A 20,261-nucleotide genomic window follows, 5' to 3' on the forward strand; every position below is an offset into this window, starting at 1 on the left:
CGCGTCAACCTTTAATTTCAAGAAACTTTAGCGTTCCTGAAAAACAAAGCGGGGAGGCCTTACGGCCTCCCCGCTTCTATATAGCTACAACTATCGGCTATCACTCTGCCTTGAGGGTTACCCGCGCAAACGACTTCTTGCCTGCCTGGCAAACGTGGGTCGCCCCCAGGGCAAACATGAAATCCCGTTCGACCACGGCGCCGTCAACCTTTACCGCGCCACCACTGAGCAGATCACGAGCCTGCGCCGAGTTCTTCACCAGGCCAGCACGATTCAGCACGGCAGCGATCGGCAGGTCTTCCGCCGCAGTCACTTCAACCTCCGGCAGGTCTTCCGGCAACTCGCCATCCTTCATGCGGTTACCTGCGGCACGGTGTGCATTGGCCGCAGCTTCCTCGCCATGGAAACGCGCCACGATCTCTTCCGCCAGCTTGATCTTGATATCACGCGGGTTGGCCCCAGCGGCGACGTCGGCACGGAACTGCTCGATCTCCTCCATCGAGCGGAAGCTCAGCAGCTCGAAGTAGCGCCACATCAAGGTATCCGGGATCGACACCAGCTTGCTGTACATCACGCCCGGCGCTTCCTGGATACCAACATAGTTACCCAGCGACTTGGACATCTTCTTGACGCCGTCGAGCCCCTCGAGCAGCGGCATGGTCACGATGTTCTGCGCTTCCTGGCCATAGGCACGCTGCAGCTCGCGCCCCATCAGCAGGTTGAATTTCTGGTCAGTGCCACCCAGCTCGACATCAGCCTTCAGTGCCACCGAGTCATAACCTTGTACCAGCGGGTACAGGAATTCATGGATAGCAATCGGCTGGTTGGTGGTGTAGCGCTTGTCGAAATCATCACGCTCAAGCATGCGCGCCACGGTGTACTGGGAAGCCAGGCGAATGAAGTCAGCCGGGGTCAGCTTGTCCATCCAGGTGGAGTTGAACGCGACCTCGGTCTTGGCCGGGTCGAGGATCTTGAACACCTGCTGCTTATAGGTCTCGGCGTTTTCCAGCACCTGCTCGCGAGTCAGCGGTGGACGCGTGGCGCTTTTGCCGCTCGGGTCGCCGATCATGCCGGTGAAGTCACCGATCAGGAAGATGACCTGGTGCCCCAGGTCCTGGAACTGACGCAGCTTGTTGATCAGCACCGTATGCCCAAGGTGCAGGTCCGGCGCAGTCGGATCGAAGCCGGCCTTGATGCGCAGAGGCTGGCCGCGCTTGAGCTTCTCCACCAGTTCCGACTCGACCAGTACTTCTTCTGCACCGCGCTTGATAAGCGCCAGCTGCTCTTCAACCGACTTCATAGACAAACCCGCAAGGCTCAGATTCAGGGGGAGCCAACCATACAAGATCGGCCGTCAATTACAAGTTTCGCAAAGGAATGTGACCCGGATACAGGCTTGCGGCGTCTACGCGCCCTTGCGTGAAAATGCTTTTGGTTATATTTTATACAGTTATTTCATCTTCATCATGTCATTCATCTTTTCCATTTCACCTATTCAAAGTCACCGTGCCCATGACCAACGAACCGCCTAAAGCGCCCCCGCTTTATCCGAAAAGCCATCTGTTGGCCGCCAGCGGCATCGCCGCCCTGCTCAGCCTGGCCCTGCTGGTATTTCCCTCCAGCGAAGTGGAAGCAAAGAAAACCACCCTCAACCTCGAGCTGGAGAGCCCTGCCGAACAGTTGAAGGACGAATCCCGCGCTGCGCCCCTGGTACAGGCAGAAGGTGAGCAAGGCTCGCCATTTGCCCAGATCGAGGGCGCCACCCCTGAAACCCAGAACGCCACGCAGGAAGACGCCCCTGCCGCAGAACCGGCCGCCGAAACCGCCAAGGAGCCCAGCCACCGCGAAGTCACTGTGGCCCGCGGCGACACGCTGTCGACCCTGTTCGCCAAGGTGGGCCTGCCGGCCAATGCGGTGCATGACCTGCTGGCCAGCAACAAGCAGGCCAAGCAGTTCAGCCAGCTCAAGCATGGCCAGGTGCTGCAGTTCGAGCTCGACAAGGATGGCCAGCTGGCCAGCCTGCATAGCAAGGTCAGCAACCTCGAAACCATCCGCCTGACCAAGACCGACAAGGGCTACACCTTCAACCGCGAAATCAGCAAGCCGGTCGTGCGTACCGCCTATGCCCATGGCGTGATCAAAAGCTCCCTGTCGGCCTCGGCGCAACGCGCCGGCCTGTCCCACAGCATGACCATGGACATGGCCCGCGTGCTGGGTTACGACATCGATTTCGCCCAGGACATTCGCCCGGGCGATGAATTCGACGTGGTCTACGAGCAGAAGGTGATGGACGGCAAGGTCGTCGGCACCGGCAATATCCTCTCCGCGCGTTTCACCAACCGTGGCAAGACCTACACCGCCGTGCGTTACACCAACAAGCAGGGCAACACCAGCTACTACACCGCCGACGGCAACAGCCTGCGCAAGGCGTTCATTCGCACCCCGGTAGATTTCGCCCGCATCAGCTCGCGCTTCTCAGCAGGCCGCAAGCACCCGATCCTGAACAAGATCCGCGCGCACAAGGGCGTTGACTACGCCGCTCCACGCGGTACCCCGATCAAGGCGGCCGGTGACGGCCGTATCGAACTGGCGGGGCGCCGTGGCGGTTACGGCAACACCGTGATCATCCAGCACGGTAACCGCTACAAGACGCTGTATGGCCACATGCAGGGCTTCGCCAAGGGCGTCAAGACCGGCAGCATGGTCAAGCAAGGCCAGATCATCGGCTACATCGGCACCACCGGCCTGTCCACCGGCCCGCATCTGCACTACGAGTTCCAGGTCAACGGTGTGCACGTCGACCCATTGAGCCAGAAAGTGCCGATGGCCGATCCGATCGCCCGGAACGAACGCCAGCGCTTCCTGCAGCAGAGCCAGCCCCTGATTGCCCGCATGGATCAGGAAAAGGCCACCCTGCTCGCGGCAAACAAGCGCTAAGCCGTGGCGCTCTACCTGGGGGTGATGTCCGGCACCAGCCTCGATGGCCTGGACATTGCCCTGATCGAACAAGGCGAGCAGCCCGAGCTGCTCGCCACCCACTACCTGCCCATGCCCGGCGACCTGCGCCAGGAACTGCTTGCCCTTTGCAGCAGCGGCCCTGATGAGATCGCGCGCGCCGCGCTGGCGGAGAACCGCTGGGCCACGCTTGCCAGCGAAGGTGTCCGCCAGTTGCTGGCCAGCCAGGGGCTGCAGGCTGATGCCATCCGCGCCATCGGCAGCCACGGCCAGACCATCCGCCACGAGCCCGCGCGCGGTTTTACCGTGCAGATCGGCAACCCGGCGCTGCTGGCCGAGCTTACCCGCATCAGTGTGGTCGCTGACTTCCGCCGCCGCGATGTGGCAGCCGGCGGTCAAGGTGCACCGCTGGTCCCGGCCTTCCATGAAACCCTGTTCAGCCATCTCGGCCAGCGCCTGGCCATTCTCAACGTGGGCGGCTTCAGCAACCTGAGCCTGATCGAGCAGGACAAGCCGGTCCGTGGCTTCGACTGCGGCCCGGGTAACGTGCTGCTGGACGCCTGGATCGAGCGCAAGCGTGGCCAGGCCTATGATGCGGATGGTGCCTGGGCGGCTTCGGGTAGGGTACAGAACCACTTGCTCGACACACTGCTGGCCGACCCGTTCTTCGCTGGCAGCGGCCCGAAGAGCACAGGCCGCGAGGTGTTCAACCTGGCCTGGCTGGACGGTCACCTTGCCCGCCTGCCCGCCTACCGCGACGAAGACGTGCAGGCAACCCTGCTGGAGCTGACCGCACGCAGCATCAGCGACTCGCTGAGCAATGCCCAACAAGGCACCGAAGCGCTGCTGGTGTGCGGCGGCGGTGCGCGCAACGGCGCCCTGATGGCACGGCTTGGCCAGCTGCTACCAGCCGCGCGGGTCGCCAGTACCGGCACCCACGGTGTTGACCCGGACTGGGTCGAAGCCATGGCATTCGCCTGGCTGGCGCATTGTTGCCTGGAAAATATCGCTGCCAACCGCCCTAGCGTAACAGCGGCCAAGGGCCTGCGGGTACTGGGCGCAATCTACCCAGCCTGAGCATCCGGAAGAAAGTAAAACGCCGCGCAATTGCGCGGCGTTTTCGTATGGCCAGGCCTCAGATCGAGAACGACGAGCCGCAGCCGCAGGTAGTTGCAGCATTGGGGTTCTTGATCACGAAGCGCGAGCCTTCCAGGCCTTCCTGGTAATCCACCTCGGCGCCGGCCAGATACTGGAAACTCATCGGGTCGACCACCAGGGAAACCCCTTCGCGCTCGACGATGGTGTCATCCTCGGCCACGTCTTCATCGAAGGTGAAGCCATACTGGAAGCCGGAGCAACCGCCACCGGTGACGAACACGCGCAGCTTCAGACGATCGTTGCCTTCCTCGGAAACCAGGTTCTTCACCTTCTGCGCAGCGCCGTGGGTGAATTCCAAAGCCGTAGGGGTGAAGGTTTCGACGCTCATGTTGATTCTCCCGGCGCGCTAGCCGCCATAAAACTCGATGACGCGCATTATCCGCTTTCCCGAGAAAATCGGTCAAGAATTGTGCGGCTTTAGTCGCGACATACAAAAAGGCCCGCACGACGCGGGCCTTTTCCACCGATGGTGGCTTACGGCAGCAGGCCTGCGTGGGATAGGCCCATGCGCTCGTCCAGGCCGAACAGGATGTTGAGGTTCTGCACCGCCTGGCCGGATGCGCCCTTGACCAGGTTGTCGATCACCGAAAGCACCACCACCAGGTCGCCGCCCTGTGGGCGATGAACGGCTATGCGGCAGACATTGGCGCCACGCACACTGCGGGTTTCCGGGTGGCTGCCAGCCGGCATCACGTCGACGAACGGCTCGTCGGCATAGCGTTTCTCGAACAGCGCCTGCAAGTCGACCGAAGTGTCGGCGACGGTTGCGTACAGGGTGGCATGAATGCCACGGATCATCGGCGTCAGGTGCGGCACGAAGGTCAAGCCGATGTCCTTGCCAGCCGCCAGGCGCAGGCCCTGGCTGATTTCCGGCAGGTGGCGATGGCCCTTGACCGCATAGGCTTTCATGCTCTCGCCGGCTTCGCAGAACAGCGAGCCCACCGCCGCACCACGGCCAGCACCGCTGACCCCGGACTTGCAGTCGGCGATCAGGCGCGACGGGTCGGCCAGGCCTGCTTCCAGCAGCGGCAGGAAGCCCAGCTGAGTGGCTGTCGGGTAGCAACCCGGTACGGCGATCAGGCGCGCCTGGCGGATCTTCTCACGGTTGACTTCAGGCAGGCCGTACACCGCGTCCTTCAGCAGCTCCGGTGCGCCGTGCGGCTGACCGTACCACTTGCCCCATTCGGCGGCATCCTGCAAACGGAAGTCGGCCGACAGGTCGATCACCTTGGTACCCGCCGCCAACAGTTCGCCGGCCAGGGCATGGGCAACGCCGTGCGGCGTGGCGAAGAACACCACGTCACAGGCCGCCAGGTTCTTGCTGTCCGGCACGCTGAACGCCAGCCCGTCATAGTGGCCGCGCAGGTTCGGGTACATGTCCGCCACCGCCACGCCGGCCTCGGAGCGCGAAGTGATGACCGCCACTTCGGCCTGTGGATGCTGTGCCAGCAGACGCAACAGTTCGACGCCGGTGTAACCCGTGCCGCCGACGATACCGACCTTGATCATAACGCTTGCCCCTTATCAACGAGCCGTCTGGAAAGCGCACGATAATAGGGGTGCAAGGCGCCTGTAACAACTCTTCGGGTGACCCTTCGGGCGCTTGACCACTACTATCTGACGACCGTGAATACCTGAAGGAACTCCCCCATGCTTTACCTGTGGATCAAAGCGCTGCACATAGTCAGCGTGGTGTGCTGGTTTGCCGGCTTGTTCTACCTGCCGCGGCTGTTCGTCTACCACGCCCAGAGCCAGGACAGCATCAGCCAGGAACGCTTCGTGATCATGGAGCGCAAGCTGTTCCGCGGCATCATGAATCCGGCGATGATCGCCACCTACGTGTTCGGCGCGTGGATGCTCTACCTCACCCCGGGCTGGCTCAGCCAGGGCTGGCTGCATGCCAAGCTGACCCTGGTCATCCTGCTGACCGTCTACCATCACATGTGCGGCGCCCAGCGCAAACGCTTCGCCAGCGGCAGCAACACCCACAGCCACGTCTACTATCGCTGGTTCAATGAAGTGCCCGTGCTGTTCCTGCTGGGCATCGTGATTCTGGTGGTGGTCAAGCCATTCTGACATCGCCACACGCTCAAGGAGCCTCGCCATGTCGTTACCCGCCTCGCTCGAACAACGCCTGCGCTTGCCCGTGGTTGCCGCCCCGATGTTCCTGATCTCCAACCCCAGGCTGGTGCTGGCGTGCTGCGGCGGCGGCATCGTCGGCAGCTTCCCCGCCCTGAACCAACGCGACAGCGCCGGTTTCAAGGCCTGGCTGGAAGAGATCGAGGACGGCCTGGCGCAATTGCCGGCGCCAGCGCCCTATGCCGTCAATCTGATTGTCCACCCGAGCAATCCGCGGCTGCAGGCTGACCTGGCCTTGTGTGTGGACCAGCGTGTGCCGATCGTCATCACCAGCCTCGGCGCAGTAAAGGAAGTGGTCGATGCCGTGCACGGTTACGGCGGCCTGGTATTCCACGATGTCACCACCCGCCGCCATGCCGAAAAGGCTGCCGCGGCCGGTGTCGATGGCCTGATCGCCGTTGCGGCAGGCGCAGGCGGCCATGCCGGCACCTGGAGCCCGTTTGCCCTGGCCGCGGAAATTCGCCAGTTCTTCGACAAGACCTTGCTGCTGGCCGGCTGCCTCAACCATGGCCACGAAATACTGGCGGCACAGGTGCTGGGCGCCGACCTGGCGTACATGGGCACCCGCTTCATCGCCACAACCGAAAGCCAGGCTCAGAGCGCCTACAAGCAGATGCTGCTGGGCGCCCATGCTGCCGACATCGTCCATACCCCGGCGGTGTCCGGTGTCCCCGCCAGCTTCCTGCGCCCGAGCCTGGAACAGGCGGGCTACGACATGGACGCGCTCAAGGCTGGCAACGAACAAGGCAAGCTCAAGCCGATAGACGACGAAGCCAAGGCCTGGAAGACCGTGTGGTCGGCAGGCCAAGGCGTCGGCGGTATCGATGACCTGCCGGGTGCCGGTGCGCTGATCGAACGCCTTCACAACGAGTATCAGCAAGCCCTGTTGCGCTGCCAGGCCCTAGCCACCAGCACCGCCTAGCAAAAGGCAACACCTGGCCCGGCCAAGCTGTACACTAGGCGCCCTCTTCAGCCCCCAGGAGCCTTGCATGACCCGTTACGCCATGATCACTGGTGCTTCCAGCGGCCTGGGCCTGGCCCTGGCGGAAGCGCTGGCGCGGCGCGGGCGCAACCTGATCCTGGTGGCACGCCAGCGTGAAACGCTGGAACCAGTGGCCATCGAGCTTACCCAGCGCTTTGGTGTGGAAGTGCTGTTCCGCGCCTGCGACCTCAGCCAGCCACTGCGCCTGTCGGGCTTCGTGCTGGAACTGGAAGAAGGCGAACGGCGCATCGACCTGCTGGTCAACTGTGCCGGCCTGCGCACCTACGGCCCGTTCCTGGCCCATGAGTGGGCCGATGAGCAGGACCTGCTGGAAGTCAACGTGCTCGCCCTGAGCCGGCTATGCCACGCCATCGGCAACCTGATGGCGGTGCAGGGCGGCGGCCAGATCCTCAATGTTGCAGGCCTGGCCGCTGTGGCGCCGGGCCCGTGGCTGGCCACCTATGCCGCCAGCAAGGCCTATGTACTGAGCTTCTCGCAGGCCCTGCGCGAAGAACTCAAGCGTACCGGCATCAAGGTCTCGGTGCTGTGCCCCGGCCCGGTGCGCTCCTCGCGCCGGCGCATACCGCGGCTCGATGGCAAGCCGCGTTGCCTCAGCCCGGAGGAGGTGGCGCTGTACACCGTGCGCGCACTGGACAAGAACCGCGCACTGATCATGCCCGGCCGGCGCAACCGCTGGCTGGCTTTCGTCCCGCGCCTGCTGCCCCGCTGGCTGGTGCGCAAGCTGGCCGGCTTCATCCACCGCCGCTACTGCCCGCTCGGCATGGAATAGCCACTGGGCGAGCGGCGCCTGGCTGAGTACACTCGGCCCGACCCTCACCATGGAGCAAGTGCTGTGGACGATTTATTCATCAAGATCATCAACCGGGAAATCCCGGCGAAGATCATCTACGAGGACGACCAGGTCCTGGCGTTCCACGATATCGCCCCCCAGGCGCCCGTGCATTTTCTGGTCATCCCGAAAAAGCACATCCGCACCCTCAATGACCTGACCGAAGAAGACAAGGGCCTGGCGGGCCACATCCTGTTCACCGCCCAGCGCCTGGCCAGGGAACTTGGCTGCGAGGATGGCTTCCGCGTTGTCATGAATTGCAACGAGCTAGGCGGCCAGACCGTTTACCACATCCACATGCACGTGCTTGGCCAGCGCCAGATGCACTGGCCTCCGGGCTGATCCACGGCAAGCCACCCTGCCACTATTGCGGTAAACTGTCGGGCACATTCTTGCGGAGGTGCCCGATGGCTACCGAACGTCACTACTCGCCGCTCGACCGCTTGTTGCTGCAGGCCGATACCGCCATGCGCACCTTGCTGCCCTTCAGCGGCCAACCCGCCCGTCCCTCGCCGGCCATCATCCAGCCGGACGTCGACCTGGACGAGCAGCAGGCCCGCCACGTTGCCGGGCTGATGCGCATCAACCACACCGGTGAAGTCTGTGCCCAGGCGCTGTACCAGGGCCAGGCCCTGACCGCAAAGCTGCCTGAAGTGCGCAAGGCCATGGAGCATGCCGCCGAGGAAGAAGTGGACCACCTGGCCTGGTGTGAACAGCGTATCCGCCAGCTGAACAGCCACCCCAGTGTGCTCAACCCGCTGTTCTACGGCATGTCGTTCGGTATCGGCGCACTCGCCGGGCTGGTCAGCGACAAGGTCAGCCTGGGCTTCGTCGCTGCCACCGAGCACCAGGTGTGCAAGCACCTCGACGAACATCTGGAGCAGATCCCGCAGGAAGACGAAAAGTCCCGGGCCATTCTCGAACAGATGCGCATCGATGAGGAACAGCACGCCGACTCCGCACTGGCAGCCGGTGGTTATCGCTTCCCCGCACCGGTCCGTTTTGGCATGAGCCTGCTGGCCAAGGTCATGACCAAGAGTACCTACCGTATCTGAAGGCATCACCATGACGGACCGTTTCGACGCCAAGGACCTGGCGCGCGCCGTGCACGCCGGCATTCTCCAGCCAGGCCAGGACCTGGCCCTTGCGGCCTTCCTGCGCCAGCGGCCGGCACCACGCGGCAGCTTCCAGCTGGCCCATGTCGCATTCTATTTCGGCGCCATGCTGATCATGGCGGCGATGGGCTGGCTGCTCACCGAAGCCTGGATGAGTATTGGCGACTGGGCACTGCTGGCCATCGCCAGCCTTTACATCCTGTTGCTCACGCTGTTCGCCGTTAACCTGCAACATCGCGCCCAGCCCGTCGCCGCCGGGGTGCTGGCAGCAGTCGCGGTCAGCATCGTGCCGCTGGCGGTATTCGCCGTCGAACGGCTGGCCGGCTGGTGGCCACTCGACGATGTGCAGGCCAACTATCACCAGTACTACACCTATGTGCAGGGCGGCTGGCTGGCAATGGAAGCGGCCACGGTACTCGCCGGGCTGCTGATACTGAGGCTGATCCCCTACCCGTTCATCATCATGCCGATGGCCGTGGCGTTGTGGTTCATGTCGATGGACCTGAGCGAATGGTGGTTCGGCTCGCCGTTCAGCTGGGAGCAACGTCGCGAGGTGTCGTTGTGGTTCGGGCTGGGTCTGCTGGTGGTATGCATCGTGGTCGATGGCCGCACTCGCGAAGACTATGCACATTGGGGCTATCTGGCCGGGCTGGCGGCTTTCTGGGGCGGGCTGACGCTGACGGACAGCGGCAGCGAGCTGGGCAAGGCCATGTACTGCCTGGTCAACGTTGTACTCATGGGCATGGCAGTACTGCTGCGCCGGCCGGTGTTCATGGTATTCGGCGCGCTGGGAGTGGCGGCCTACCTGGGCTACCTGTCGTATGAGGTGTTTGCCGACTCGCTGCTGTTCCCGCTGGTGGTGAGCTTGATCGGGCTTGCAGTCATAGGGCTGGGCCTGGCTTATCAGAAACGGCGCGAGCGATTGAGCCAGGTGATGCGCGGTTGGCTGCCTGAGTGGGTGCGGGCGGCATTGCCTGCGCTTCGCAGGTGATAGCGCTGGGGCTGCCGCGCAGCAGCCCCAACCATGGCCTTAACCCAGCTCTACGATTTCATAGCCATGGCTGATCGCCACACCGGCACGCTCCAGCATGATCGAAGCCGAGCAGTACTTCTCTGCCGACAGCTCCACCGCGCGCTTGACCTGCGCCTCTTTCAGCCCGCGCCCTTTCACCACGAAGTTCATATGAATCCTGGTGAACACCTTCGGGTCTTCGCCTGAACGCTCGGCCTCGAGAAACGCCTCGCAGCTTTCCACTGCCTGCCGCGACTTCTTCAGAATGCTCACCACATCGAAGCTGCTGCAGCCACCCAGGCCCAGCAACAGCATCTCCATCGGTCGCACACCCAGGTTGCGGCCGCCGGCCTCGGGCGGGCCGTCCATCACGACAACGTGGCCGCTCCCCGATTCGCCGAGGAACATTGCCTCACCGGCCCACTGGATACGTGCCTTCATCTACCCGGACTCCTGATTTTCGGAAAAGGGTGTCAGCTTAGACCTTGTATGGCCGTGGGAAAAGCACGAGTCCTGTCGGTTTAATACCGAAACATCTTGTAGTGTCTGATAAGCTGGCGCCAAATGACTGGCGCTTCGCGCCGGCTACCCCTTTCAAAAAGCCCATGCGTCGCATCGAACAGGATTTCGTGATGGTTGCTTCTGCCTTACCCGCCAAGATAAAGAACATCGACAGGCTGCTGGTGCACTGCCAGCGCCGCCGCTACCCCGCCAAAAGCAATATCATTTGCGCCGGCGACCGGGCCGAGACGCTGTCATTCATCATCAAAGGGTCTGTCACCATCCTCATCGAGGACGACGAAGGCCATGAAATGATCATCGCCTACCTCAACAGTGGCGATTTCTTTGGCGAACTGGGCCTGTTCGAGCCTGCTGGCAGCGAGCAACACCGCAGTGCCTGGGTGCGCGCGAAAACCGAATGCGAAGTGGCCGAAATCAGTTACGAGAAATTTCGCGAACTGGCGCGCCAGGATCCGGAGATTCTCTACGCGCTGGGCAGCCAGATGGCCCAACGCCTGCGCAACACCACACGCAAGGTAGGCGACCTGGCGTTCTTCGACGTCACCGGGCGGGTTGCCCGTTGCCTGCTTGACCTGTGCAAGCAACCTGACGCCATGACCCACCCCGACGGCATGCAGATCAAGATTACCCGTCAGGAGATAGGACGGATCGTCGGCTGCTCCCGAGAAATGGTCGGCCGCGTCCTCAAGGACCTCGAGGAGCGCAGCCTGGTGCAGGTCAAAGGCAAGACCATGGTGGTCTACGGTACGCGTTAAGCCTTGGGCAGGTCAGCCAGCACCTTGGCATAGGCCTGCGACAGGCGCTCGAACCAGGGCGCCTCGGGCGCCACTTCGTGCAAGGCGATATGTGCGTCGGCACGGCAGCGCTGGTCCAGTTCGCAACACTCGTTGAAGCGGTTGACCGCGGCCACCATCGACTCGCGCTCGTTGTCCAGCAGCAATGCGCCATGTACCAGCACTACCGGGCGCTTGCCACCCAGCCCCTGACGCCAGCGTTGTGCGGTGCCCACCAGTTTGCGACCATTGAGGTTGACGTTGTAGCGGCCGTCGCAGAACGCCCCGTCGATCTCACCCACCGACGCCACTGCGCCCCACTCGCGCAGCACGTCGCACAGCGGCAGGCACAGGCGCTCGTATGCATTTTCGATACGGCCATGGTCGCCTTCGCTACGCGGGGCAACGTAGACCAGTGCAACGTTTACCGTCGCATGCGACTGCGGCACGGGCTCGCCGCCGGTTTCGCGCAGCAGCACCGGCCAGCCGGCAATGGCCAGCTCCGCACAGGCAGCCTCGAAATTGTCCAGGCGGCTCATGCGTCGCGGCATGACCAGAGCGTGGTCGGTAGGGCGCCAGAACAGTACGCCACTGTCGCGTTCGCCGCGGCACACGGCGGCCAGCAGGTCCTGTTCGGCGTGCAGGCCTTGTTCGACGGTCAGGGCCAGGGGTTGATCGGTCATTGATCCACCTTCGATATTGATGTCTACGGCCTCTTCCCGGTGAACCCGCGAAAGGCCAGGCCTGGCATACAAAAAAGCCGGCCAAAACGGCCGGCTTTGTTTGGTCAGTCCAGTTGCTGAACAGTCTTCTTCACCAGTTCCGGGAAGAACAACCGCTGCAATTCCAACCCAGGCTGCTCGGCACGCATGAACGCCTCACCCACCAGGAACGAATAAACCTCGTTGATTTCCATCAGTTCCACATCGGCCCGGTTCAGGATGCCGCTTTCGGTAACCACCAGGCGATCACGCGGAATACGTGGTAGCAGGTCAAGGGTGGCTTCCAGGCTGACCTCGAAGGTGTGCAGGTTGCGGTTGTTCACCCCCACCAGCGGCGTATCGAGGATTTTCAGTGCGCGCTCCAGCTCATCGCCGTCATGCACTTCCACCAGCACGTCAAGGCCGACATCCTTGGCCGTGGCCGCCAACTCGGCCATCTTCACGTCCTCCAGCGCTGCCACGATCAGCAGCACGCAGTCTGCGCCCAAGGCGCGGGCTTCGACGATCTGGTACGGGTCGACCATGAAGTCCTTGCGGATCACCGGCAGCGAAACTGCCGCACGGGCCTGCTGCAGATAGGCATCGGCACCCAGGAAATAATCCACATCGGTCAGCACCGACAGGCAGGTCGCCCCGCCTTTCTCATAGCTCACGGCAATTTCCGCCGGCACGAAATGCTCGCGGATCACACCCTTGCTCGGCGAAGCCTTCTTGATTTCGGCAATGACTGCCGGCTGCTTGCGTCCGGCCTGCTCGATCAACGCCTTGGCAAAGCCACGCGGGGCGTCGGCAACCTTGGCCAGGGCTTCCAGTTCAGCGAGGCTGACGCGCGCACTGCGCTCGGCCACTTCCTGGAACTTGCGAGCAATGATCCTTTCCAGCACCGTCGGCACACTCATGCTTCGTTCTCCACCTTGAATACTGCAGTAAAGGCACCCAGTTCCTGCAGCTTCTCCCAGGCCAGCCCGGTGTGCAGTACGTCATGGGCCAGCTCCACACCGGCCTTCAGGCTCATGGCATGGTCAGCGGCATACAGCGCTGCGCCGGCATTGAGCACGATCATTTCGGCGGCCTTCTGGCCGTTCTCGGTCTTGCGCCGCCCCAGGGCGTCGCGAATCAGCTCCAGCGACGCCTGCGGGTTCTCGACCGCCAGGCCGTGCAGACTCTGGCTCTTCATGCCGAGGTCTTCCGGCTCGACCCAATATTCTGTGATCTCGCCGTTTTTCAGTTCGGCGACGAAGGTGGGCGCAGCCAGGCTGAACTCATCCAGGCCATCCTTCGAGTGCACCACCAGCACGTGCTTGCTGCCCAGACGCTGCAGCACCTCGGCCAACGGGCGGCACAGGGCCTGGGTGAACACCCCGACTACCTGATGCTTCACTCCGGCCGGATTCGTAAGCGGGCCGAGCATGTTGAACAGGGTACGCAACCCCAGGTCGCGGCGCGGGCCGGCGGCATGCTTCATGGCACTGTGGTGGCTTTGTGCAAACATGAAGCCGATGCCCAGGCTGTCGATGCAGCGGGCCACCTGGGTAGGCGTCAGGTTCAGATAGATGCCAGCCGCCTCCAGCAGGTCGGCACTGCCGCTCTTGCCCGAAACCGCGCGATTACCGTGCTTGGCCACGGTGCAACCCGCCGCTGCCAGGACGAACGAGGAGGCGGTAGACACGTTGAAGATGTTGGCGCCATCACCGCCGGTGCCGACGATATCGACCACGCCATCGAGGCTTTGCAGCTCGACCTTGTCGGCCAGCTCACGCATTACCGACACCGCACCGACGATTTCGTCGATGCTTTCGCTTTTCATGCGCATGCCCATCAGGAAGGCACCGATCTGCGCTTCGCTGCACTGGCCGGTCATGATCTGGCGCATGACATCGCGCATTTCTTCGGTGGAAAGGTCCAGGTGGCCGACGATACGGCTCAACGCGTTCTTGATATCCATGGTCGATCCTTAGCGGCGGCCGCCGGTCTGCTTGAGGAAGTTGGCGAACAGCTCGTGACCCTGTTCGGTAAGGATCGATTCAGGGTGGAACTGCACCCCTTCGATATTCAAGGTCTTGTGGCGCAGGCCCATGATTTCGTCGAGCGAACCATCGGCATGGGCAGTCCAGGCCGTCACTTCCAGGCATTCGGGCAGGGTTTCACGCTTGACCACCAGGGAATGGTAGCGGGTCACGGTCAGCGGGTTGTTGAGGCCGCTGAACACGCCCAGGTCACGGTGGTAGACCGGGCTGGTCTTGCCATGCATCACCTGGCGGGCACGCACCACGTCACCGCCAAAGGCCTGGCCGATCGACTGGTGGCCCAGGCATACCCCGAGAATCGGCAGCTTGCCGGCAAAGTGCAGGATGGCCTCGATGGACACACCCGCCTCGCTCGGCGTACATGGCCCTGGGGAAACAACGATTCGCTCGGGGTTCAGGGCTTCGATCTGGGCGATGGTCATTTCGTCATTGCGAATGACCTTGACCTCGGCACCCAGCTCGCCAAGGTACTGGACGACGTTGTAAGTGAATGAGTCGTAATTGTCGATCATCAGTAACATCGGGTTAAACCTCTTGAATCTACTGACTTCAGAATTCGACCTTCCTGCGCCCGCCAACAGGCGCGGCTTTGCCCCAAGGGGCGGTAGACAGGAAGGAAAACAGGGGCGGGCCGGGCGGGCCGGCAGGAGATAAAGTCAGGCGCGCCAACGCCAACGGGCATGGGCCTTGATTACGCGCATCAAGAGTTTGCTGACGATCAACACAGGATAGGTCTCGCTCATACGTCACGGCACAGTAGCCTACCGGGGCGACGGGCGCAATATGCCCCGTAAACACGGGGAAACGAATGGACTTGGGAGGGATGCCCTGCGATTTGCTAAGGTCGGGCGGGTTGTCTTGATAAAAACAAAGAAAAGGATGTTCTCCGATGCGAAAAGCTCCGTTCGTACGTTTTACCCTCGCCTCATTGGCATTGGCTTGCAGCCAGGCTTTCGCTGCACCCTCGCCCTACTCCTCGCTGATCGTGTTTGGCGACAGTCTGGCCGATGCCGGGCAATTTCCCGACCTGACCGGCGGTACGTCCGGCTCACGGTTTACCAACCGGGATGGCAACGGCAATTTTGCACCGGTGTCGCCAATGATCCTGGGTGGGCGGCTGGGCATTGCGCCAGACGACCTGAATCCCTCGACGTCGCTGGGCATTCAGCCCGACGGCAACAACTGGGCCGTCGGCGGCTACACCACCCAGCAGATCCTCGATTCGATCACGACGATTTCCGAGACCGTCATTCCGCCCGGCAACCCCGGCGCCGGGCTGGTGCTTCGCGATCGCCCAGGCTACTTGGCCAACGGCCTGCGTGCCGACCCCAACGCGCTGTACTACCTGAATGGCGGTGGCAATGACTTCCTCCAAGGGTTGATCAACAGCCCCGCCGACGCGGTGGCCGCCGGTGCCCGCCTGGCCGCCAGCGCCCAGGCCCTGCAACAAGGTGGCGCCCGCTACATCATGGTGTGGCTGCTGCCCGACCTCGGCCAGACCCCGAACTACAGTGGTACGCCACAGCAAAACCCGCTGTCGTTGCTGTCCGGCGCGTTCAACCAGTCCCTGCTTGGCCAGCTGGGGCAGATCGATGCCGAAATCATTCCACTCAATATCCCGGTGCTGTTGAGTGAAGCGTTGGCCGACCCCAGCCAGTATGGCCTGGCCAATGGCCAGAGCCTGGTCGGTACCTGCTACAGCGGCGAAGGCTGCGTGGAGAACCCGGTGTATGGCATCAATGGCAGCACGCCAGACCCTACCAAGCTTCTGTTCAACGACGCGGTGCATCCGACCATCGCCGGCCAGCAACTGATTGCCGACTACGCCTATTCAATCCTCGCCGCCCCGTGGGAGCTGACCCTGCTACCGGAAATGGCCCACGCCAGCCTGCGCACCCACCAGGACGAATTGCGCAGCCAGTGGCAGAGTCCCTGGCAGGCAGTTGGCCAATGGCAGGCCTTCGTCTCCACCGGCGCCCAGGACCTGGACTTCGATAGCCAGCGCAGCGCGGCCAGCGGTGATGGCCGCGGTTACAACCTGACCCTGGGCGGCAGCTATCGGCTGACTGACGCCTGGCGCCTGGGCCTGGCCGGCGGCGTGTATCGGCAGAAGCTGGAAGCCGGCGAACAAGACTCGGACTACAAGCTGGACAGCTACCTGGCCAGCGCCTTCGCCCAATACCGCCAGGACCGCTGGTGGGCTGATGTGGCACTGACCGCAGGGCATCTGGACTATCGCGATCTCAAGCGCACCTTCGCCCTTGGCGTGAACGACCGCAGCGAAAAGGGAGATACCGATGGCGAAGCCTGGGCGATGTCGGCACGGCTCGGCTACAACCTGGCGGCCGAGAGCAGCGGTTGGCAGTTGGCGCCGTTCATCAGCGCCGACTATGCACGGGTGAAAGTGGATGGCTATGACGAGAAGAGCGGGCGCTCGACCGCGCTGGGCTTCGATGACCAGCAACGCACGTCCCGCCGACTGGGCGTGGGGTTGCTGGGTAGCGTGCAGGTTGCGCCAAGCACCCGGCTGTTCGCTGAGGTGGCGCAGGAGCATGAGTTCGAGGATGACCAGCAGGATGTGACCCTGCACCTGACCAGCCTGCCGGCTAATGACTTTACCCTGACCGGGTATACACCGCACAGCGACATGACCCGGTCCAGTATTGGAGTGAGCTATGAGGTGGCGACGGGGGTGCACCTGAGTGGGAATTACAACTGGCGCAAGAGTGATGAGCTGACGCAGCAGGGGGTTAGCCTGGCGGTCAGTGTCGACTTCTAGGTTGCCGGGGCCGCTTTGCGGCCCCAACCAATCTACCTGGCAGAGGTCTGCTCAGCCAACGCCACCGCGCGGAACATTGCCCGGCGCTTGTTGATGGTTTCTTCCCATTCCAGCGCCGGCACCGAGTCGGCAACGATACCGCCGCCGGCCTGCACATGCAGCTCGCCGTCCTTGATCACTGCGGTACGGATGGCAATCGCGGTGTCCATGTTGCCATTCCAGGCAAGGTAACCGACCGCCCCACCGTAGACCCCACGCTTGACCGGCTCCAGTTCGTCGATGATCTCCATTGCGCGAATCTTCGGCGCCCCGGAAAGCGTACCGGCCGGCAGAATGGCCCGCAGTGCGTCCATCGCCGTCAGCCCTTCACGCAGTTGGCCGGTGACGTTGGATACGATGTGCATCACATTCGAATAGCGCTCGATCACCATCTTCTCGGTCAGACGCACGCTACCAGTCGCGGACACACGGCCGACATCGTTGCGGCCCAGGTCGATCAGCATCAGATGCTCGGCGATCTCCTTGTCATCCGACAGCAGATCGTCTTCCAGCGCACGGTCGGCCTCTTCGGTCGCACCACGCGGGCGGGTACCGGCAATCGGCCGAACGGTGACCAGGTTGTCCTCGACCCGCACCAGCACTTCAGGCGAGCTGCCGACCACGTGGAAGTCGCCAAAGTTGAAGAAGTACATGTACGGCGTCGGGTTGAAGCAGCGCAGCGCGCGATAGAGGTCGATGGGCGCGGCCTTGAAGTCGATCGACATGCGCTGCGATGGCACCACCTGCATGCAGTCGCCGGCCAGGATATATTCCTTGATACGGCCAACGGCGTTCTCGTAGTCCTCGCGGGTATAGCTGGAGCGGAATGCCGGCTCGGCGGCCTGCGGGCCGCTCAGGTCCAGGCCCCGGCGCGGTGTGATCGGCTGGCGCAAGGTTTCCAGCAACCCTTGCAGACGTGCCTGGCCGCGCTCGAATGCCTGCTCTTCGGCCGGGTCGACCAGCACGATGGCGTGCATCTTGCCCGCCAGGTTGTCGAACACCACCACCGCATCCGACACCATCAACAGGATATCCGGCACGCCCAGCGGGTCTGGGTTTGGGCTGGCCCCCAGGCGTTTTTCCACGTAGCGCACGCAGTCATAGCCGAAGTAACCGACCAGGCCGCCGTTGAAACGCGGCAGGCCGGAAATATCGGCAACCTTGTAGCGGTCCTTGAAGGTTTCGACGAAGGCCAGCGGGTCTTCGACGTCGTGGCTTTCCACCTCCACGCCATCTTGCAGAATGCTGACGTGGTAGCCATGGACACGCAGCACCGTGCGCGACGGCAGGCCGATCATCGAGTAACGGCCCCACTTCTCGCCGCCCTGCACCGATTCGAGCAGGTACGAGTTCGGCTGGTCAGCCAATTTCAGGTAGATCGACAGCGGCGTGTCGAAGTCGGCCAGGGTTTCGCAGGCCAGGGGAATGCGGTTATAGCCGGCAGCGGCCAGGCGCAGGAATTCTTCGCGGGTCATGGGTAGCCTCGTGGCAAGCAGCAATGGGTCAGGCAAACGGACAGGCCGGCACGCGCCGGCAGGCAGAAGTCAGGCGCGCCAACGCCAACGGGCCAGGGCCTTGATGACTTTCATCCAGAACTTGCCAGTAACCGCCACGGTGGACTCTCTGTCTTGTGAGGCTTGAAGGTCCGCCAACGTTATCCCAGTGGCTGGGTCTGCGCAACCGGGCAACAGTGCACGCAGGTCGTCGATCACCAGGCTGGGGGCTTCGTCGTGGATCGGCCGGCCGTGGTTATAGCCGTAGCTCAGGCCCACACACTGCACACCAGCCGCCTTGGCCGCCAGCACGTCACTGCGCGAATCGCCGACGAACAACGATTGCTGCGGGGTAACACCGGCCATCTGCATGACGAACAGCAGCGCCGCCGGGTCCGGCTTCTTCTGTGGCAGGGTGTCGCCGCCGATGATCCAACGGAAGTATTTGCCGATCTTCATCTGGTCCAGCAGCGGGCCGACGAAACGCTCGGGCTTGTTGGTGATCAGCGCCATCTCCACGCCCTGCTTGTGCAGCCAGCGCAGGGTTTCCTGCACGCCGGGGTAGACCACGGTCAGCTCGTGGCTTTCGGCATAGGCATCCATGAACAGCGCCACTGCCTGCTCGGCCAGCGCGTCGTCCACGGTGGCGTGGTCGATGCCCCCGGCCAGCGCCCGGCGCACCAATACCTGGGCGCCATTGCCGACCCAGTGACGCACGGCTTCAAGGCCGGCAGGCGGGCGCCCCAGTTCGAGCAGCATGCGGTCCACGGCGGCGGCCAGGTCTGGCACGGAATCGATCAGGGTACCGTCCAGATCGAACATCACCAGCCTGGGCAGCGTCCCCGGGAACAGCTGCTCGAAGCCGCTCATGGGCGCGCCTGGGCCAGTTCGGCGCGCATCCTGGCGATGACTTCCTGGTAGTCCGGGGCGTTGAAGATCGCCGAACCGGCCACGAAAGTGTCGGCGCCAGCGGCAGCGATCTCGCGGATGTTGTTGACATTGACGCCACCGTCGATCTCGAGGCGGATATCGCGGCCGCTGGCATCGATCAGCGCACGCGCCTCGCGCAGCTTGTCGAGGGTACCAGGGATGAACTTCTGCCCGCCAAAGCCCGGGTTGACGCTCATCAGCAGCACCATGTCGATCTTGTCCATCACATATTTCAGGGCGTCCAGGCTGGTGGCCGGGTTGAACACCAGGCCGGCCTTGCAGCCGCCGTCCTTGATCAGTTGCAGGGAGCGGTCGATGTGTTGCGTGGCTTCCGGGTGGAAGGTGATGTAGGTGGCGCCGGCTTCGATGAAGTCACCAATGATGCGGTCGACCGGGCTGACCATCAGGTGCACGTCGATCGGTGCGGTTACACCATACTTGCGCAGGGCGCTGCAAACCATCGGACCAATGGTCAGGTTGGGGACGTAGTGGTTGTCCATGACATCGAAGTGGACGATGTCGGCACCCGCCGCCAATACCTTGTCGACGTCCTCGCCCAGGCGGGCGAAATCGGCGGAGAGAATGGAGGGAGCAATAGCGTAGGGCTGCATGGCGCACCTGTTGGCAGAATCACGGTGGCGCGCATTGTAACCCAGGCAAGCGGATGAGGGCTGATTAGCATCAATCTGTACCGGCCTCTTCGCGGCTGACGCCGCTCCCACAGGTGTAGTGTCAACTCGAAGCCAGCGCAGTACCTGTGGGAGC

Annotated in this window: 21 protein-coding genes; 10 read left to right on the plus strand and 11 right to left on the minus strand. The window is 63.0% G+C overall.

Annotated elements, in window-relative coordinates; all coding sequences use genetic code 11:
• Nucleotides 1-100: 100 nt before the first annotated feature.
• Nucleotides 101-1,300 (minus strand): tyrosine--tRNA ligase, encoded by a 1,200-nt coding sequence (gene tyrS / locus B4L76_RS18845; protein ID WP_296234592.1) that lies wholly within the window; start codon nt 1,298-1,300, stop codon nt 101-103.
• Between the two features lie 212 nt (nt 1,301-1,512).
• Between tyrS and B4L76_RS18850 the strand changes: the two genes are divergently transcribed.
• Both B4L76_RS18850 and B4L76_RS18855 read left to right on the plus strand, forming a co-directional pair.
• On the plus strand, nt 1,513-2,937 hold the full coding sequence (locus tag B4L76_RS18850; protein WP_296234593.1) for a peptidoglycan DD-metalloendopeptidase family protein: 1,425 nt from the start codon (nt 1,513-1,515) through the stop codon (nt 2,935-2,937).
• A 3-nt stretch (nt 2,938-2,940) separates the two neighbouring features.
• On the plus strand, nt 2,941-4,032 hold the full coding sequence (locus tag B4L76_RS18855) for an anhydro-N-acetylmuramic acid kinase (protein ID WP_296234595.1): 1,092 nt from the start codon (nt 2,941-2,943) through the stop codon (nt 4,030-4,032).
• 58 nt (nt 4,033-4,090) lie between these two features.
• Here B4L76_RS18855 and erpA read toward each other — a convergent pair whose 3' ends face one another.
• Both erpA and argC read right to left on the minus strand, forming a co-directional pair.
• Nucleotides 4,091-4,441, minus strand: coding sequence for an iron-sulfur cluster insertion protein ErpA (gene erpA / locus B4L76_RS18860; RefSeq protein ID WP_015268740.1), 351 nt, complete (start codon nt 4,439-4,441; stop codon nt 4,091-4,093).
• Between the two features lie 146 nt (nt 4,442-4,587).
• A complete protein-coding gene (argC, locus tag B4L76_RS18865) occupies nt 4,588-5,622 on the minus strand; it encodes an N-acetyl-gamma-glutamyl-phosphate reductase (protein ID WP_296234597.1) in 1,035 nt (344 codons plus the stop codon).
• 141 nt (nt 5,623-5,763) lie between these two features.
• Between argC and hemJ the strand changes: the two genes are divergently transcribed.
• The 6 genes from hemJ to B4L76_RS18895 all read left to right on the plus strand — a co-directional run bounded on the left by hemJ (nt 5,764) and on the right by B4L76_RS18895 (nt 10,190).
• Nucleotides 5,764-6,189, plus strand: a complete 426-nt coding sequence (hemJ, locus tag B4L76_RS18870) for a protoporphyrinogen oxidase HemJ (protein WP_296234599.1) — start codon at nt 5,764-5,766, stop codon at nt 6,187-6,189.
• A 28-nt stretch (nt 6,190-6,217) separates the two neighbouring features.
• Nucleotides 6,218-7,174 carry an NAD(P)H-dependent flavin oxidoreductase gene (locus tag B4L76_RS18875; RefSeq protein ID WP_296234600.1) on the plus strand — a complete coding sequence of 319 codons (957 nt, stop codon included), beginning with the start codon at nt 6,218-6,220 and terminating at the stop codon, nt 7,172-7,174.
• Nucleotides 7,175-7,241: 67 nt separating this feature from the next.
• On the plus strand, nt 7,242-8,024 hold the full coding sequence (locus B4L76_RS18880; protein ID WP_296234602.1) for an SDR family NAD(P)-dependent oxidoreductase: 783 nt from the start codon (nt 7,242-7,244) through the stop codon (nt 8,022-8,024).
• 63 nt (nt 8,025-8,087) lie between these two features.
• A complete protein-coding gene (locus tag B4L76_RS18885; protein WP_296234604.1) occupies nt 8,088-8,426 on the plus strand; it encodes a histidine triad nucleotide-binding protein in 339 nt (112 codons plus the stop codon).
• Between the two features lie 65 nt (nt 8,427-8,491).
• A complete protein-coding gene (gene coq7 / locus B4L76_RS18890) occupies nt 8,492-9,139 on the plus strand; it encodes a 2-polyprenyl-3-methyl-6-methoxy-1,4-benzoquinone monooxygenase (RefSeq protein WP_296234606.1) in 648 nt (215 codons plus the stop codon).
• Between the two features lie 10 nt (nt 9,140-9,149).
• Nucleotides 9,150-10,190 (plus strand): DUF2157 domain-containing protein, encoded by a 1,041-nt coding sequence (locus tag B4L76_RS18895; protein ID WP_296234607.1) that lies wholly within the window; start codon nt 9,150-9,152, stop codon nt 10,188-10,190.
• 39 nt (nt 10,191-10,229) lie between these two features.
• On the opposite strand, the gene B4L76_RS18900 is transcribed toward B4L76_RS18895, so the two are convergent.
• The gene (locus B4L76_RS18900) at nt 10,230-10,652 is read right to left on the minus strand and encodes an OsmC family protein (protein WP_296234608.1); all 423 of its coding nucleotides are present in this window, start codon (nt 10,650-10,652) and stop codon (nt 10,230-10,232) included.
• A gap of 191 nt (nt 10,653-10,843) precedes the next feature.
• Between B4L76_RS18900 and crp the strand changes: the two genes are divergently transcribed.
• Nucleotides 10,844-11,488 (plus strand): cAMP-activated global transcriptional regulator CRP, encoded by a 645-nt coding sequence (gene crp / locus B4L76_RS18905; RefSeq protein ID WP_296234609.1) that lies wholly within the window; start codon nt 10,844-10,846, stop codon nt 11,486-11,488.
• Here the strand turns inward: crp and B4L76_RS18910 are convergent.
• The 4 genes from B4L76_RS18910 to B4L76_RS18925 form a co-directional block, all read right to left on the minus strand.
• Nucleotides 11,485-12,189 carry a lipoate--protein ligase family protein gene (locus B4L76_RS18910; RefSeq protein ID WP_296234611.1) on the minus strand — a complete coding sequence of 235 codons (705 nt, stop codon included), beginning with the start codon at nt 12,187-12,189 and terminating at the stop codon, nt 11,485-11,487. The two genes, crp and B4L76_RS18910, sit on opposite strands and share 4 nt — an antisense overlap.
• 104 nt (nt 12,190-12,293) lie before the next feature.
• The gene (gene trpC / locus B4L76_RS18915) at nt 12,294-13,127 is read right to left on the minus strand and encodes an indole-3-glycerol phosphate synthase TrpC (RefSeq protein ID WP_296234612.1); all 834 of its coding nucleotides are present in this window, start codon (nt 13,125-13,127) and stop codon (nt 12,294-12,296) included.
• Entirely contained in the window at nt 13,124-14,173 is a 1,050-nt protein-coding gene (gene trpD / locus B4L76_RS18920) for an anthranilate phosphoribosyltransferase (protein ID WP_296234614.1), read from the minus strand. Before trpD ends, trpC begins: the two co-directional genes overlap by 4 nt.
• 9 nt (nt 14,174-14,182) lie before the next feature.
• On the minus strand, nt 14,183-14,776 hold the full coding sequence (locus B4L76_RS18925) for an aminodeoxychorismate/anthranilate synthase component II (RefSeq protein ID WP_296234616.1): 594 nt from the start codon (nt 14,774-14,776) through the stop codon (nt 14,183-14,185).
• A gap of 368 nt (nt 14,777-15,144) precedes the next feature.
• Here B4L76_RS18925 and estP point away from each other — a divergent pair, with 368 nt between their 5' ends.
• Nucleotides 15,145-17,034 carry an esterase EstP gene (gene estP, locus B4L76_RS18930; protein ID WP_296234618.1) on the plus strand — a complete coding sequence of 630 codons (1,890 nt, stop codon included), beginning with the start codon at nt 15,145-15,147 and terminating at the stop codon, nt 17,032-17,034.
• A gap of 32 nt (nt 17,035-17,066) precedes the next feature.
• Here estP and trpE read toward each other — a convergent pair whose 3' ends face one another.
• The 3 genes from trpE to rpe all read right to left on the minus strand — a co-directional run bounded on the left by trpE (nt 17,067) and on the right by rpe (nt 20,107).
• Nucleotides 17,067-18,548 carry an anthranilate synthase component I gene (gene trpE / locus B4L76_RS18935; RefSeq protein ID WP_296234620.1) on the minus strand — a complete coding sequence of 494 codons (1,482 nt, stop codon included), beginning with the start codon at nt 18,546-18,548 and terminating at the stop codon, nt 17,067-17,069.
• Nucleotides 18,549-18,617: 69 nt separating this feature from the next.
• Nucleotides 18,618-19,436, minus strand: a complete 819-nt coding sequence (locus B4L76_RS18940; protein WP_296234621.1) for a phosphoglycolate phosphatase — start codon at nt 19,434-19,436, stop codon at nt 18,618-18,620.
• Nucleotides 19,433-20,107: a ribulose-phosphate 3-epimerase gene (gene rpe / locus B4L76_RS18945; protein WP_289131808.1), complete on the minus strand. Its 675-nt coding sequence runs from the start codon at nt 20,105-20,107 to the stop codon at nt 19,433-19,435. The genes B4L76_RS18940 and rpe overlap by 4 nt, the downstream gene beginning before the upstream one ends.
• Between the last annotated feature and the right edge of the window lie 154 nt (nt 20,108-20,261).

This window comes from Pseudomonas sp. UBA4617, from assembly GCF_002386445.1.
In the GTDB taxonomy this organism is placed as follows: domain Bacteria; phylum Pseudomonadota; class Gammaproteobacteria; order Pseudomonadales; family Pseudomonadaceae; genus Aquipseudomonas.